This window comes from Serratia sp. PL7 (assembly GCF_945957435.1).
This window is the reverse complement of record NZ_CAMFLB010000002.1, coordinates 379,059-394,328: the sequence shown is the minus strand read 5'-3', so window position 1 is coordinate 394,328 and position 15,270 is coordinate 379,059. Positions and strand designations below refer to the sequence as shown.

Annotated in this window: 16 protein-coding genes and 1 pseudogene; all 17 read left to right on the top strand. The window is 52.9% G+C overall.

Annotated features, from left to right (window positions below; genetic code table 11):
- Positions 1–597: 597 nt before the first annotated feature.
- The 17 genes and pseudogenes from N6G83_RS16300 (at position 598) to N6G83_RS16225 (ending at position 15,270) form a co-directional block, all read left to right on the top strand.
- Positions 598–1,107 (top strand): DUF1441 family protein, encoded by a 510-nt coding sequence (locus tag N6G83_RS16300; RefSeq protein ID WP_174332804.1) that lies wholly within the window; start codon positions 598–600, stop codon positions 1,105–1,107.
- Positions 1,107–3,200: a phage terminase large subunit family protein gene (locus tag N6G83_RS16295; protein WP_211135426.1), complete on the top strand. Its 2,094-nt coding sequence runs from the start codon at positions 1,107–1,109 to the stop codon at positions 3,198–3,200. Before N6G83_RS16300 ends, N6G83_RS16295 begins: the two co-directional genes overlap by 1 nt.
- The gene (locus N6G83_RS16290; RefSeq protein WP_211135428.1) at positions 3,197–3,412 is read left to right on the top strand and encodes a hypothetical protein; all 216 of its coding nucleotides are present in this window, start codon (positions 3,197–3,199) and stop codon (positions 3,410–3,412) included. The genes N6G83_RS16295 and N6G83_RS16290 overlap by 4 nt, the downstream gene beginning before the upstream one ends.
- A complete protein-coding gene (locus N6G83_RS16285; RefSeq protein WP_260523996.1) occupies positions 3,413–4,897 on the top strand; it encodes a phage portal protein in 1,485 nt (494 codons plus the stop codon).
- Entirely contained in the window at positions 4,845–6,884 is a 2,040-nt protein-coding gene (locus tag N6G83_RS16280; protein ID WP_409529716.1) for a ClpP-like prohead protease/major capsid protein fusion protein, read from the top strand. Before N6G83_RS16285 ends, N6G83_RS16280 begins: the two co-directional genes overlap by 53 nt.
- Positions 6,885–6,968: 84 nt before the next feature.
- Complete coding sequence (locus N6G83_RS16275; protein ID WP_211136233.1) at positions 6,969–7,295, top strand: DUF2190 family protein; 327 nt, start codon at positions 6,969–6,971, stop codon at positions 7,293–7,295.
- Complete coding sequence (locus N6G83_RS16270) at positions 7,288–7,563, top strand: DNA breaking-rejoining protein (protein WP_260523995.1); 276 nt, start codon at positions 7,288–7,290, stop codon at positions 7,561–7,563. The genes N6G83_RS16275 and N6G83_RS16270 overlap by 8 nt, the downstream gene beginning before the upstream one ends.
- Positions 7,564–7,572: 9 nt before the next feature.
- Positions 7,573–8,127: a phage tail protein gene (locus N6G83_RS16265; RefSeq protein WP_024529190.1), complete on the top strand. Its 555-nt coding sequence runs from the start codon at positions 7,573–7,575 to the stop codon at positions 8,125–8,127.
- On the top strand, positions 8,124–8,522 hold the full coding sequence (locus N6G83_RS16260; RefSeq protein ID WP_260523994.1) for a phage minor tail U family protein: 399 nt from the start codon (positions 8,124–8,126) through the stop codon (positions 8,520–8,522). Before N6G83_RS16265 ends, N6G83_RS16260 begins: the two co-directional genes overlap by 4 nt.
- A 68-nt stretch (positions 8,523–8,590) precedes the next feature.
- Positions 8,591–9,025, top strand: a pseudogene (locus N6G83_RS54805) (phage tail protein); the annotation flags it as partial.
- A gap of 27 nt (positions 9,026–9,052) precedes the next feature.
- Positions 9,053–9,292, top strand: coding sequence for an Ig-like domain-containing protein (locus N6G83_RS54800; protein ID WP_312847375.1), 240 nt, complete (start codon positions 9,053–9,055; stop codon positions 9,290–9,292).
- A 15-nt stretch (positions 9,293–9,307) separates the two neighbouring features.
- Entirely contained in the window at positions 9,308–9,703 is a 396-nt protein-coding gene (locus N6G83_RS16250; RefSeq protein WP_248006690.1) for a phage tail assembly chaperone, read from the top strand.
- A gap of 23 nt (positions 9,704–9,726) precedes the next feature.
- The gene (locus N6G83_RS16245; RefSeq protein ID WP_211136625.1) at positions 9,727–10,005 is read left to right on the top strand and encodes a DUF4035 domain-containing protein; all 279 of its coding nucleotides are present in this window, start codon (positions 9,727–9,729) and stop codon (positions 10,003–10,005) included.
- Between the two features lie 36 nt (positions 10,006–10,041).
- A complete protein-coding gene (locus N6G83_RS16240) occupies positions 10,042–13,452 on the top strand; it encodes a tape measure protein (protein WP_211136624.1) in 3,411 nt (1,136 codons plus the stop codon).
- A complete protein-coding gene (locus N6G83_RS16235; RefSeq protein ID WP_223501793.1) occupies positions 13,452–13,805 on the top strand; it encodes a phage tail protein in 354 nt (117 codons plus the stop codon). Before N6G83_RS16240 ends, N6G83_RS16235 begins: the two co-directional genes overlap by 1 nt.
- Positions 13,806–13,813: 8 nt before the next feature.
- Complete coding sequence (locus tag N6G83_RS16230) at positions 13,814–14,566, top strand: phage minor tail protein L (protein WP_260523993.1); 753 nt, start codon at positions 13,814–13,816, stop codon at positions 14,564–14,566.
- A gap of 2 nt (positions 14,567–14,568) precedes the next feature.
- Complete coding sequence (locus N6G83_RS16225) at positions 14,569–15,270, top strand: C40 family peptidase (protein ID WP_211135546.1); 702 nt, start codon at positions 14,569–14,571, stop codon at positions 15,268–15,270.

Below are 15,270 nucleotides of genomic sequence, written 5' to 3'. Positions count from 1 at the left end.
GGCTACTGGGGTGGGGTAAAGCGAAAAAACCTCATCCCGAACCGCGTCCGAAAACATGTCAAAACCTGACATCTAGAACAGGATCGCTTAACTAAAAACACAACGCAATGAGTAGATTTACATAGATGCGACGTATGTCTTGAAACGCCAAGTTGAGAATGACCAAATGGTCAGCACTATGCAGGGGCATCTCATTAAATGCTGCAGATAAAGTCTTTTCATTGGCAAGACGATGAGCCGCATAGAATCCACAATCTCAAGCAGATAAATTGAATTGCGTTAAATGAGAATGAATGTCATTCGCTCGCAATGATTGTATTTTTAATGATTTCAATTGAAAGTAATTAAGTTTAAATGAGAATTATTATCAACAGGTACTCCAGAGAGGGGCCCCTGCCACGGGGAGTCGGACTCGCGGAAAAAGGCTAGTTTTTGAATTTTCATGCTGTCAGCAGCAGGTGTCTTAACCTTATGTTTATCTTTGTTTTTTCCTTCTTTGAGGTGACAAAATGGCGTTTCCCGCTGTCAGGTCGCTATCAGGTATCCCAATGATTAATAGAATAAAACGGAGTTTCTACCTGCTCTGGTGAGGTGTCTATGTCCAATATCAGCAATCTGGGGGACGCCTACAACTGGAGCGTGGCAAAGATTGCTGAGGCATTCGGGCTTAACCGCGGCACAGTGAAAAAGCGGTTGATGGACGCTAATGTTCCGATCGCCAGCACCGTGCGCGGGAATCCGGTGTATGCACTGCGGGATATCGGCCCGGCGCTGTATGGCGCCGCCGAGGAGAAAGATCCCGACTTTATCCACGACCCCAGCAAGATGGACCCAAAAGACCGCAAAGACTGGTTTCAGTCGGAAAATGAGCGCGTAAAACTCGAAACTTCCCTGGGCCAACTGATGCCTGCGCCGGATGCACACCGTGAAATGTCCTTGATCGTTAAAGCCGTGAGCCAGGTGCTGGATACCTGGCCTGACGTGCTGGAACGTGATCGTGGTTGGCGGCCTGAACAAATCAACGAGGCTCAGGCGGTGGTGGATGAAATCCGCGAGTTGCTGGCGGCAGCTGTTGCCGGTATCGATGAAACAACAGAGGAGGACTGATGTACGCATCAGCAAGCGCCATGCGGCGCGACGTTGCTGGCCTGCTCAGGCCGCCACGCAGAATGCCGGTCGCTGAGGCTGTGCGAAAATTTATGCGCGTCCCGATCGGCGCGGGTAGTTCGCTGCCGTGGGAGGAGGGCCTTACCCCCTACATGATTGAACCGATGAACTGTCTTACACTCCGACAGTTCGACGCAGTGGTGTTTGTCGGTCCGGCGCGAACCGGCAAAACCCTCGGGCTGATCGATGGCTGGATCGTGTATGGGATCGTCTGTGACCCTGGCGACATGTTGGTGGTTCAGATGACCGAAACTAAAGCCCGCGAGCACTCAAAAACCCGTCTGTCCCGAACTTTCAAACACAGCCCTGAGGTCGCAAAACGTCTCAGCCCACTGAAGAATGATAACAACGTCCACGATCGAGTTTTCAGGGATGGTTCGTTCCTTAAAATCGGCTGGCCAGCGATCTCCATTTTCTCATCGTCGGACTATAAGCGTGTGGCGTTGACGGATTACGACCGGTTTCCGGAAGATATCGACGGGGAGGGCGATGGTTTTTCGTTGGCGTCCAAGCGTACCACGACCTTTATGTCGGCAGGCATGACGCTGGTGGAGAGTTCACCCGGTCGGGAAATTACAGATCGGAAGTGGCGCGGCACACATCCTCACCAGGCTCCCCCGACTACAGGGATCTTGTCACTGTATAACCGCGGCGATCGTCGGCGTTGGTACTGGCCGTGCCCGCACTGCAGCGAATATTTTCAGCCAATCAGGGACCACATGGTTGGCTATCAAGGTATCGCCGATCCGGTGGAGGCCAGCGAAGCTGCAAGGTTGCAATGCCCGCACTGTGCCGGGCTGGTGGAGCCGGATCAGAAGCGTGAGTTAAACAACCTTGGCATCTGGTTGATCGAGGGCCAAAGCATCGATCGGGATGGTGATATCACCGGCGAGCCACGACGCTCCCGTATAGCGTCATTCTGGATGGAGGGGCCAGCGGCCGCTTACCAGACTTGGTCGCAGTTGGTTTACAAGCTGTTGACCGCTGAGCAGGAGTTCGAGCGTACCAGCAGTGAGGAGACCCTGAAAGCGGTGATCAACACTGACTGGGGCCTGCCCTATCTGCCGTATTCAGACAGTGAGCAGCGCAAGGGCGATGTACTGGCTGCACGCGCCGAGGAAGTGCCAAAGCGCCACGTTCCCGTCGGCGTACATTTTCTGGTGGCCACCGTGGACGTGCAGGGCGGTAAAAACCGCCGCTTTGTCGTTCAGGTTACCGGCTACGGCGCCCATGGCGAACGATGGATAGTTGACCGGTACAATATCCGGCAATCCCTGCGGACCGGGCCAAACGGCGAGAGCCTACCCATTGATCCGGCGGGGTATCTGGAAGACTGGGACCTGTTGCGCTCGGATGTGCTGGATAAAGCCTGGCCACTGGCGTCCGATCCGGATACCCACATTCCACTGTTGGCAATGGCGGTTGACTCTGGCGGTGAAGAGGGGGTGACCGGTAACGCCTACGAGTTTTGGCGAAAGTGCCGCCGGGACGGCGAGCGCCGCCGTGTCTATCTGTTTAAAGGGGACAGCGTGATGCGGCAAAAGCTGATCACAAAAACCTACCCGGACAACACCGATCGGTCAAACCGGCGTGCTGATGCACGCGGTGATGTGCCGCTCTACCTGTTACAGACCAACCAACTCAAGGATCGGGTGAATAACGCGTTGCACCGTGAGACACCGGGGCCGAACTATGTGCACTTTCCAGACTGGCTGGGGGATTGGTTTTACGATGAGTTGACGTATGAAGAACGCAGCTCTGATGGCAAATGGCATAAGCCTGGCAAGGGCGCAAACGAAGCTTTCGACTTGATGGTATATGCTCAGGCGGTGGTGATACTGAGAGGCTACGAGAAAATCAACTGGGATAAACCGCCCCCATGGGCGCAACCTGTTGGATCTCACACCGTAACAGTACCTCCAATCCCCGCAACATCACGCAGTGAACCCCCTAAATCAACACAAGAGGCAACTCAGAAAGAGGCCAAGACCTCTGCCTGGGCGCCATATAACTCCGGAGGAGGTTGGGTATGAATCGAGCCCAAATTCAAAGCATGATCGACAACTATCTGACTGCCGAGCGTGCGGTGCTGGAGGGGAAGTCCATCACCATGAACGGCCAGGCGATGACCATGGAAAACCTCAGCGAGATCCGCAAGGGGCGCGCTGATTGGGAACGTCGCCTGAGCAGTTTTGATGTGGCACAGAGTGGCCGTGCTACCTACAAATTGGCGAGGTTTCGGTAAATGACCTTCCTGGATGATGCAATTGGCCTGATTTCACCAGGCTGGAAGGCTGCCCGCCTAAAGTCGCGGGTGTCCATTCGGGCGTATGAAGCGGCATTACCTTCCCGAACGCATAAAGCCAAGCGGGAAAATCGAAATGCCAACCAGTTAACACACGTTGCAGCCAGGTCCCTGCGTGAGCAGGCCCGCTGGCAGGATAATAACAACGACATTGTGATTGGCATCCTGGACAAGATGGAGGAGCGCATTATCGGTTCAAAGGGGATTATCGTCGATCCCCAGCCGCTTCTCCGGTCTGGGCTGGTGGCCAGCGAGTTCGCCAAGCAAATACGCGCCCGTTGGGCTGAATGGTCTGTATTGCCTGATGTAACTGGGCAGTTTACCCGGCCTATCCTTGAGCGGCTGATGGTTCGCACCTGGCTGCGTGACGGTGAGGTTTTCGGTCAGTTGGTTCAAGGTAAGGCAGTAGGTTTAACACCCTCTGCGGGCATTCCTTTCTGGATTGAAGCCCTGGAGCCTGATTTTGTCCCCCTGGAGAAAACCGATGAAGGTAAAGGGTTATTCCAGGGCATCTATCTAAACGGGTGGGGTAAACCGACGCAGTACGAAGTGTATAAATCTCTGCCCAGGCTTGGCTCCTCTCTCGGAAATACCAAGCAAATTGCTGCCGAGGATATGCTGCATCTGAAGTTTACTCGCCGCCTGCACCAGGTGCGTGGGAATAGCTTGCTGGCCGGTATCCTCATTCGTTTGAGTGCCCTTAAGGATTACGAGGACTCAGAGCTAACCGCAGCCCGGATAGCTGCCGCGTTAGGTATGTACATCAAAAAGGGGGATGGCCAATCCTTTGAACCGGATGCCGGAAATGCTAGCCGTGATCTCGATATCGTTCCAGGCATGATTTATGACGGGCTTCAGGCTGGCGAAGAGATTGGGATGATCAAGTCAGACCGACCAAACCCAAACCTTGAACCCTTCCGAAATGGCCAGTTAAGGGCGGCCGCTGCAGGTACCCGTAGCAGTTATTCCAGCATCTCCCGTAATTATGATGGCACATACAGCGCTCAACGGCAGGAGTTGGTGGAGTCCTTCGAGGGGTATTACATCCTGCAGGATGCTTTTATCGGGGCCGTTAGCCGTCCTACCTATCGGACCTGGTTAAAAATGGCAATCATCGCGGGGGAAATAAAGGTACCGGCGGACGTTGACCCATCAACGATTTATAACGCGGTCTACAGTGGCCCGGTGATGCCATGGATTGACCCGCTAAAAGAGGCTAACTCCTGGCGTGTACTGCTTCGCGGCGGTGCGGCCACCGAGGGAGATTGGATCCGGGCTCGTGGCGCCAATCCAGGTGATGTGAAACGTCGCCGTAAGGCGGAAATTGATGAAAACAATGAGCTCGGGCTGAAATTCGATACAGACCCTGCGAATGATAAAGGAGTTGCCAGTGAGCAAGAACAGCAGAAAGAAACTGACGAGTAACCCCCGCGCATCTGGCGGTAACCAAAGCTGGTTCCGAATGAAGGCCAGCGGCAAGAATACCGCCGATATCTATATCTATGACGAAATTGGCTACTGGGGGGTGACCGCCCGCAACTTTGCCAGCAGCTTGAAGGCGCTCGGTGATCTCGATCATATCGACCTGCACATCCACTCTCCTGGTGGTGATGTGTTTGAAGGTATTGCCATTTACAACCTGCTTGATAGCCACCCGGCCAGCAAAACGGTTTACATCGACGGTCTGGCGGCCTCAATGGCCTCCATTATCGCCATGGTAGGCAACCCGATCATCATGCCGGAAAACGCCATGATGATGATCCACAAACCGTGGGGCATCACTGGCGGTGATGCGGATGATATGCGGGATTACGCTGATCTGCTCGACAAAGTGGAAAGCGTGCTGATCCCGTCCTATGCCAAAAAAACCGGTAAAACCACCGATGAACTGGCTGCAATGCTCAGTGAAGAAACCTGGCTGACAGCTCAGGAATGCGTCGAGCATGGCTTTGCCGATCAACTAACCACCGCGGTGCAGGCAATGGCCCGCATCAATTCAAAACGTCTTGAGGAATACAGTGCTATGCCAAGCTCCTTAAAAAACATGATCACCAAACCGAAGGCCCAGGCTGCACCGACACCGGCACCACAGCCTGTTCCCGCTCCGGTTACTGCGCCAGTTGCGACCGTGCTTGATGAAAATGGCATCCGTGCGCAAGAGCGTGAAGCTCAAAAACAGCGTATTGCTGGTATCACGGACCTGTTTGCCAATTTTGGCGGGCGCCATCAAGACCTGCAGGCTGCCTGTATTGCAGATCTTGATTGCAGCATCGAAATAGCTAAAGACCAGCTACTGGCCCGATTGGGGCAAAATACTACGCCATCCAGTAAGGTCGGGGTACATATCCATGCCGGTAACGGTAACATTACGGGTGACGGTATCCGCCAGGCACTAATGTCCCGCGCCGGCTACGAGGATCGCCAGGCCGATAACGCCTACAACGGCATGACGTTACGCGAATGCGCACGTATGTCGCTCACTGAACGCGGGGTCGGCGTTTCCTCTTACAATCCTATGCAGATGGTGGGTATGGCCTTTACTCACAGCACCTCGGATTTTGGCAATATCCTGATCGACGTGGCCAATAAGTCCATTATCCAGGGCTGGGAGGAAGCGCCGGAAACCTTCGAACAATGGACGCGCAGGGGGCAACTGTCAGACTTTAAAACAGCGCATCGTGTAGGTATGGGGGGATTCCCGTCACTGCGTAAGGTGCGTGAAGGGGCCGAATACAAGTACGTTACAACGGGTGACAAGCAGGCCACCATTGCACTGGCGACGTATGGCGAACTGTTCTCCATCACGCGCCAGGCCATCATCAACGATGATTTGAACATGTTGACTGATGTTCCAATGAAGTTGGGTCGTGCCGCCAAAGCAACCGTTGCTGATTTGGTCTATGCCATTTTGACCAGCAACCCGAAAATGACCACTGACAATATCCCGCTGTTTGATACTAAACACGGCAACCTGGCGACCGGTCCGATTGATGTTAAAAGCCTGGATGATGCCCGCCAACTTATGCGCCGGCAGAAGGAAGGCGACCGTCATTTAAACATTCGTCCTGCCTTTATCCTGGTGCCAACTAACCTGGAATCGACCACTAACCAGGTTATCCGTTCTACCAGTGTCAAAGGGGCGGATATTAACGCCGGTATCATCAACCCGGTGCAAAATTTCGCAACTGTGATTGCTGAGCCGCGCCTTGATGATGACAGCACTAAAAAATGGTACCTGGCAGCAGCGCAGGGAACGGATACGATCGAGGTGGCTTACCTTGATGGTATTGATACCCCGTACATTGATCAGCAGGAAGGCTTTACCTCTGACGGGGTGACAACCAAGGTGCGCATCGATGCTGGCGTGGCTCCAACCGATCATCGTGGTCTGGTGCAGTCCTCCGGCGCGTGATTTAGACACTCAGCTATCCCTCTGCCCTTATGGGCTTTTTTTATGTCTAAAATTCGGCCCTTCGGGGCCGTGGAGAGCAGCAACATGGCAACGAATTATGTGCAGGACGGTATGACTATTCCGGTCACCAATGCAGGCGCCACCGATATTTTAAGTGGAGCACCGGTGGTGGTGGGGGATTTGATCGCGGTGGCTATCACCACTATCCCGGTAGGTGTCACAGGAGATGGTTTCGCCCGTGGTGTTTGGCAACTGCCAAAGTTGGCAGCTGATGATATTCCCCAGGGCAAAAAAGTGTATCTGAAGGACGGAAAAATTCAGCTCAGCGCTACGGGTGGTATTGCAGCAGGCGTAGCCTGGGCTGCCGCAGGCGCGAGCAGTGAATTCATTGCCGTGCGAATCAATGGCTAACGCTTTTGATCGGTTGGCGGCCCGGATGGATCTGGTGACTGCGGAGAGGATGGGGAGATCGGTGGCGATCAATGGTCAGGATTATACAGCTGTTGAAAGCCATCTACTCCTTGAGATGGCACAAATGAGCGGGGATGGGATATCGCTGGTGGTATTTACTCCTGGCTACAGTTGGAGTCGTGGTGATCAGGCCGTCCTTGATGGGCAGACTTACATGGTGACTCGATCACAGATGTTTAATGGGAAACCGCAAATCTGGCTAGAGTAAGGAGGGTTTATGGTGGTTACAGGGCTAGACCAGTTGATCAGCAACCTTAATGCTGTAAGCCGAACAGCAGTCCCACGCGCAACCTCTCAGGCCGTTAACCGCGTTGCCAGCCGGGCGATAAGTAAAAGCGTTTCCGTGGTATCAAAGGAAACACGGGTTCCATTAAAGCTTGTCCGGGGGCGAACAAGGCTAAAAAAGGCTAGCCCTAACCGCCCGATCGCCACCATCCGTGTAAAGCGCGGGAATTTACCCGTTATTAATCTCGGTCCGGTACGTATGCAGATATCTCGCCGAAATGGCAGCCAGGGCGGGGCGGGGAGTGTGCTTAAAATTGGGCGTTTTTCTTTCCCTGGCGCATTCATTCAGCGACTCAGTAATGGCCGTTGGCAAGTTATGCGCAGGACCTCAAAAGCCCGCTATCCGATTGAGGTAGTGAAAATCCCCATGGCCGCACCGTTGACTCAGGCCTTTATGAATCAGTCAAATGCGCTACTGAAAAGCGATCTGCCTAAAGAGCTGGCTGCCGCACTCAACAATCAGTTAAGGCTGGTAATTAAACGATGATGATCCACACCGCAATACGTACCGTTGTTTTGGCGGCGTTGAAGAGCACCGTCACAGATGCGACTTTTTTCGATGGGCGTCCCGCTTTTCTAGAGGCCAAAGAGTTACCGGCCATTGCTGTTTATCTGACTGATGCAGCTAAGACTGAACATTATCTCGATGGTGATCAGTGGGGGGCTGTACTTCATATCGAAGTGTTTTTAAAGGCTGACACCCCGGATTCGGCACTTGATGCATGGATGGAAAAAGAGATCTATCCCGTTATGCAAGATATTCCTGCGTTGATGGGCTTAGTCGAAAGCCTGACGCCGATCGGTTATGACTACCGAAGAGATGAAGAGGCTACAACTTGGGGATCTTCTGATTTCATGTATTCCATAACCTACATCCGTTAATACCCCCAACGAAATCGAATAATCTAATAACCGCCTCCGGGCGGTTTTTTATGTCTGGAGAAAATATCATGTCAAATAGTAAATTTGAAAAAACGCAAGGCACAGTCTTTAGTATTTCTGATGCGGAAGTAGCCAGCATCGATCAAGCCGGTATTAACTGGCTGAGTGCGTCATGTTCGACTAAGGAGCTTAGTTTTACGGGCGGCCAAAAAGATGACATCGACGTTACAACGTTGTGCTCGGAAGAAAAAGAAATGACAAACGGCCTGGCGGCTCCGTCTGAAATGACAATTAACCGCAACTGGACCGTTTACGAAGAGGCGCAGCGATCGTTGATGGCGGCATATAATACGGACACTACCCGCGCTGTTCGTGTCGTATTCCCTTCCGGTAATGGTTACATGTACATAGCCGAAGTACGCCAGAATAGCTGGACAGCCGGCGTAGGTGGCGTTGTTTCAGCATCCTATACCCTCCGTATTAAGGGTAAACCGGTTGATATCTTCGCCGTAAACATCCCGGTTACTGGTGTGGCCCTGGATAAAACAACCGCCTCGTTGACTCTCGGCAACAGCTTGACGCTTACCCCAACGATTGCGCCACCGACGGCTACAAACCGCAACCTAACCTGGTCAAGTTCCGACTCAACCCGGGTTATGGTTAATTCTGCCGGTAAGATCACCGGGCTTTCCGTTGGCACAGCAACGATCACCGTTAAGACCTTAGACGGAGCCAAGACGGCTACGTGCGCCGTAACCGTCACCGCATAATAGGAGTGGCAAGCCATGACAGATAAAAAAATGAACCTTCGGGATGTAGCCTCAACTCCGTTAGCAGGATTCCGCACGAAGATTGAAACCGTGCCTGAATGGAACGGTGTAAAAGTTCTTCTTCGAGAACCATCGCCGGAGGGATTGGGGATATTTCGTGAAGTTCTGGCAGAACCTGAGGTTAAAGAAGGGGAGAAACCAGTAAAGTTATCTATTGCCGATGAAACTAAAAGAAACACCAAGGCTGACGCCGTGTTATTCATCGATATTTTATTTGATATTGATGGCAATCAGGCCTTTTCACAGGATGATGTAGAAAAGGTCATGGTCTTTTATGGTCCCGTGCATAGACGATTGCTTGAGAAGGCATTAGCCCTACAAACCAAAAAAGAGGATGCAGAAGCAAAGTAAGGGAGCCAGAAGTTTTCTTCCAGATGCAGCTTGCTTTACGCCTTGGTAAAACCCTGGGGGAATTACAGAAAACAATGGGCGTAAGTGAATTGCGCTTATGGGCTGCATTTAATCAAATTAGCCCCATTGGTGATGAGCGTGGCGATTATCAAGCAGCTCAAATATCAGCAGCTATTTCTAACTCGCAAGGGATTGAGGCTGATATTAATAAAACTGTTCTTAAATGGTCATCGCCAGAACCAGAGTCGGAAGAAGATGAATGGGCTGATATGGAAGCTCAATTTAAAAAACTGGCTGAATAACTGACCCGCTCCGGCGGGTTTTTTCATGGGGTAATTATGGCCACTCTCGGTGATTTGATTGTTAACCTTTCGGCAAACTCTGTATCGTTTCAGAGTGAGATTGCTCGCGCCACTCGACTGGGGGGGGATTTCGGCCGAGCAATGGAGCAAGGCAACCGCCGCGCCGAAAGTGCAGCCCGACAAAGCCAAAGAGCTCTTGTTGATCTGAATGGCCAACTGGCGACCGTTCGCATCAGTGCGCTATCGATGGTTGGTGCTTTTGCTGGAGCATTTGCAACGGGCAACCTGATCGCGCTCGCTGACAAGTACAACTCACTGAGTGCGCGTGTAAAGCTGGCCACAACATCAACGGAAGATTTCGGCATCGCCCAGGCTGGTCTGATGCAGATCAGCCAGTACACAGGCTCAACGTTCGAGTCTAACGCCAGTCTGTTCTCGAAAGCATCTAGTTCGCTGCGTGAATATGGGTACACAACCAAGGATATTTTATCTCTTACTGAGGCGCTATCTACCGGTCTGCAAGTATCTGGGTCGTCTGCTGAGGAAACATCCACAGTAATCACCCAATTATCACAAGCGCTAGCCCGTGGTGTTCTGCGTGGGCAGGATTTTAACTCCGTTGCGCAGTCTGGCGGGCGGATAATGAAAATGCTGTCTGACGGATTGGGGGTGGCTCAAAAGGATCTTAAGGGGTTAGCAGATGCAGGGAAGTTACCAACCCCAGTGATCGTCCCTGCCCTAATTAGTCAGCTTGGGCAGGTGCGTAAAGAATTCGAAACGATGCCCAACAGCGTTAGCGCTGCATCAACACGTATAAATAATGCGTTCATGGAATGGGTAGGGGGGCAGAATAACGCCGCCGGCATCACAACAACGTTAGCCGCCGCCCTCGATGGGCTTGCTCACAATATTGACGGTGTGGCCACAGGCCTGGGTGTCTTAGTTGGCGTCGGCGTGGTGCGTTACTTCGGCAATATGGCCCAAGGGATGATGACGGCTACAGGCAGCATGTTAGCTGCGCAGCGCGCCGAGATAGCTGTTGCTGCCGCTCAAGTCGAAGGGGCTCGAGCTGCCACGGCTGCAGCTCGAGCTACGCTCTATCGCGCCCAGCAAGCCAAAGCGGCTGCTGTAGGGATTGAGGCTCAAATAGTAGCCGAGCGTCAGCTGGCCATAGCTCAGCGCCAGGTGTCAGCAAGCGTAGCGGCAAGAACTGCTGCCCAGGGTGGCCTGAACGCCGTTACATCGTTGGGGGCGCGTCTGGGTGGCGGTTTGTTAAGTGCCGTCGGTGGGATCCCTGGCGTTGTGTTGGGGATTGGTGCTGCTTGGTACTACACACATCAAAAAAACGAGCAAGCCAGGAAAACGGCTCTCGCATACGGAAATACTGTTGAACAAGTCCGTAAACAGATTTCCGATATGTCGATCGCAGGGCTGCAATCAACAGCGGTTGATGCGGGTAAATCTATCTCTGCTCAGCGGACTGAAATCGCTAAGACGGAAGAAGAGATCCGCAAGCTGAAAGATAGCCTATCTGCCCTGAAAAAAATGGAGGTAGACGCTAAAGAAAGCCCGTGGATGAGTCGCATTAATACGCTAATGTCTCTCAATGATATACAAGAAGAGATTACAGAAGCTCAGGGGCGCTTAAGTAAAAAGAGTTATGAGCTCGAACAACAAACAGAAAAACTCCGCAGTACAGAATCACTCCGCACACAAGCACTGAATGAGTCGATAAATAAGACAGCTGCAATGGCTGGGGCCGTTGGCGGTCTTACGGAAATGTATGCTCAGCTTAACAAAGTGACTGGCCTTTCCACCGCTGCGGCTGCTCCAAAATTTGCAGGTTTGGCACTTCCGAAGCTTGACGAAAAGCAGCAGACGGCAATGACTCGCGCCTTACGCGATCAACAGTTGGCCAGCTTAAAAGGTGTCGAAAAAGTCCGCCTGCAGGCCACTTTTGAAGCCGATGATCTTAACCTCCCTCCCGGTCGGTATGAGGCCTATATAGCGGCAAAAGTGGGGGCCGAGCGACAAACAGAGGCCCTCACTGCAGCGACAAAGGCCCAGCAAAAAGCGGAACAAGACGCCGCGTCTGCAGGTAAGAAATCCGCAAGCGTTGCGGCTGATTATCAACAGAAAATCGCCAATCTCAACAAAGAGATCCAGATTGAAGGCGTCCGGCTGAAAGAAGGGGATACGGCGGCTACGCTGTTTGCCGCTTCTCTTGAAGCTGGCACAAAGTGGACAAGCCAGCAGCGCGCCGAACTAATTCAGATGAATAAGGCGCTGGCAGAGGCTAAACAGCGCTGGGAGGACCATAACGCGGCGATCGCGTCCGACCCTTACCGAGCGGCCGCAGATACCCAGAAAAAGGCTAACGAGCAGCTACAGCGCCAAATTGCTGATGGCGAAATCAAAAGCGCAGAGGAATTATCCCGCCGCAAGCAAGATATCAACACGGCTTACCTGCAGGCGAAAGCCGAAGCTGATCAGCGCTATGCCGTATCTGGTACCGCCGAGCTGGCTGGTGAAGTTGACCCGGTGCAGAACATCGATAATCAGCTGAAGAAACGGCAAGCGCTTATTGAGAGTTACGCCGCCGCCGGTGTGCTGACTGAGCAAAGGAAAAACGAGCTTATTCTGGCTTCTGAAAAGGAGAGCATGGAACAACGTAAGCAGGCTGCTTCGGAGCTGTACGCCGCCCAGGGCGACATGCAAAAAATGGCCGTTGACCTGTTCCAAACTGCAACGGAACGTGCGGGAAACATGCTAACAGGCCTGCTTACTGGTACTCAGACATTCAGGGAAGGCGTCACAAGTCTTTTTGCCTCGTTGACTCAATCCATCATTAACAACTTGATTGACATGGCCGCGCAGGCGCTGATCACCAGCGCTATTATGCAAACAATATCTGGCGTTGTGGGGTCGTTCGGTGGGGCAGCTGCAGGCGCTGCTGGATCTGCTGGTGCAAGTGCGGGATCGGCAAGCACCGGCGCAATGGGGATGAGTACCAACTTTAGAGCATATGACCTTGGCGGTTTTACTGGCCCTGGTGGGAAATATGAGCCAGCCGGTGTGGTTCATAAGGGCGAGTTTGTTTTCACTAAAGAGGCCACAGAGCGGATCGGCATAGACAATCTCTACGGCATGATGCGCGGCTATGCTGATGGCGGTTTAGTTTCGGCTTCACCTGTTGCGGCTGGTGGCTCGTTGGGAATTAGGCCCACAACGGCTAACCAGCAGATTGGCGCGAGCCTTGGTAGCAGTGCGCCTATCGTTTACATCACGGTAGAAAGTAACGGGCAAACGACAAGTTCGGCCCCGCCAGGCATGGAGCAGTTCGGTAGAGAGATAGGGACGTTTGTTGATCAGCGTTTTAAGGTGTTGCTACAAAAAGAAATGGGCCAAGGCCGTATGTTAAACCCGGCAATGAAAGGGGGTAGATAATGGCGCTGGAAACGTTCACATATGCCGTAAGGATAAACCCGACCGGCGATCATTCTTTCCGTGTAAAAGATGTGCAATTCGGGGATGGCTATAAACAGAGCATTGGTGATGGGTTAAATACGGAGATTCAGAGCTGGTCCTTAACCTTTGTTAGCGACCTTTCTCGCAATGCTGCTATCAAGGCCTTTTTTAAGCGCCATGCGGGATATAAGGCTTTTAAATGGGTTAATCCTAGCTTTGAGCCGGGGTTATTTACTTGCAGCAAATATCAGGAAACGCCACTGGGTAAAAATTACAGAGGCGATCAGATGTTTCAGCTTGTGGCCACGTTCGAGGTGGCTTTCAAACCATAGGAAAATCAATGGCTATCAATACCGATCACCAGGTGTTAGAACCTGGTAGCAAAATACGTCTGTTCGAAGTAGACGGGAGCCAGTACAGCGGGCCAGAACTGTACTTTCACAGCCATCCTATATCGTTTACGCCGGCAGAACTGGAGGCGGCCGGCAGTGACTCTAGCAAGCTGCAGGCCAAATCCATCTGGTTCGACGGGCGTGAATACAAAGCGTGGCCCGTGAAGATTGAGGGGCTGGAAGTCACTAGCGACGGTAGCGCCCCAAGCCCCACGTTATCTGTGGGCAACATCGATGGCACGGTCGGCTCGATGTGCCTGGCGTATCAAAATCTGGCGCTGTTTAAGGTCACAATCCGCGATACATACGCACATTACCTGGACGCTCGAAACTTCCCCGAAGGCAACCAGGAGGCGGACTCGACGCAGGAAAAAGTGAGTGTTTATTATATCGATCGCAAGATAGGCGGAGATAATGTAGGCATTGAGTTTGCTTTATCCTCACCAGCTGACCTGCAGGGCATCATGATCCCCACTCGGCAGATCCACAGCCTTTGCACCTGGTGCATCCGTGGCCAGTACCGTAAAGCGTCGTGTGGGTACACCGCCACAAAGTATTTTGATGCTGACGGCAAGCCGGTTAGTGATCCATCGAAAGATGTTTGCTCAGGCCTGCTGTCTACGGGATGCGAACCGCGCTGGGGCAAGGGTAATCCTCTGCCGTTCGGTGGCTTCCCTGGCTCCGCATTGCTGAAGAGGTAGCCATGAGAAAGCACATTATCAGCGCCATCCTGGCGCATGCAGCGGAGGCCTATCCTGCTGAGTGTTGTGGGCTAGTGATACGGAATGGCCGTTGTCAGCAGTACCTGCGTTGCAGAAACACCGCCCCGGAGCCTACAGAGCAATTCAGCATGCACCCAGAGGACTACGCGGCCGCAGAGGATGCCGGGGAGATCGTCGCTATCGCTCACAGTCACCCCGATGCCACAACGCAGCCGAGCCAGCTTGACCAGGCGCAATGTGACCTGTCACAACTGCCCTGGGTGATTGCCAGCTGGCCAGAGGGGGATATCAAAACGATTATACCCACCGAGGGTGTTAAGCCGCTGCTAGGCCGTCCGTTCGTGCATGGCATCTGGGACTGTTACGCTATCGTGCGCGACTGGTACCGGCTTGAGTGCGATATCGATATACCGAACTTCGCCCGATCCGATGGCTGGTGGGAACGTGGCGAGAATCTTTACATGCATCACTATGCCGAGGCCGGATTTATACCTGCGCCTGGGGATCTGCAAATCGGTGACGTAATCATTATGCAAGTGCGGGCTGACGAGCCGAACCACGCCGGGGTGTATCTCGGTGGTGGGGTGATGCTCCACCATATGTACGGCCAACTGAGTAAACACGTTCCCTACAATGGTTACTGGCAGGAAAGGACAATCATCACGCTTCGCTATAGGGGCTGA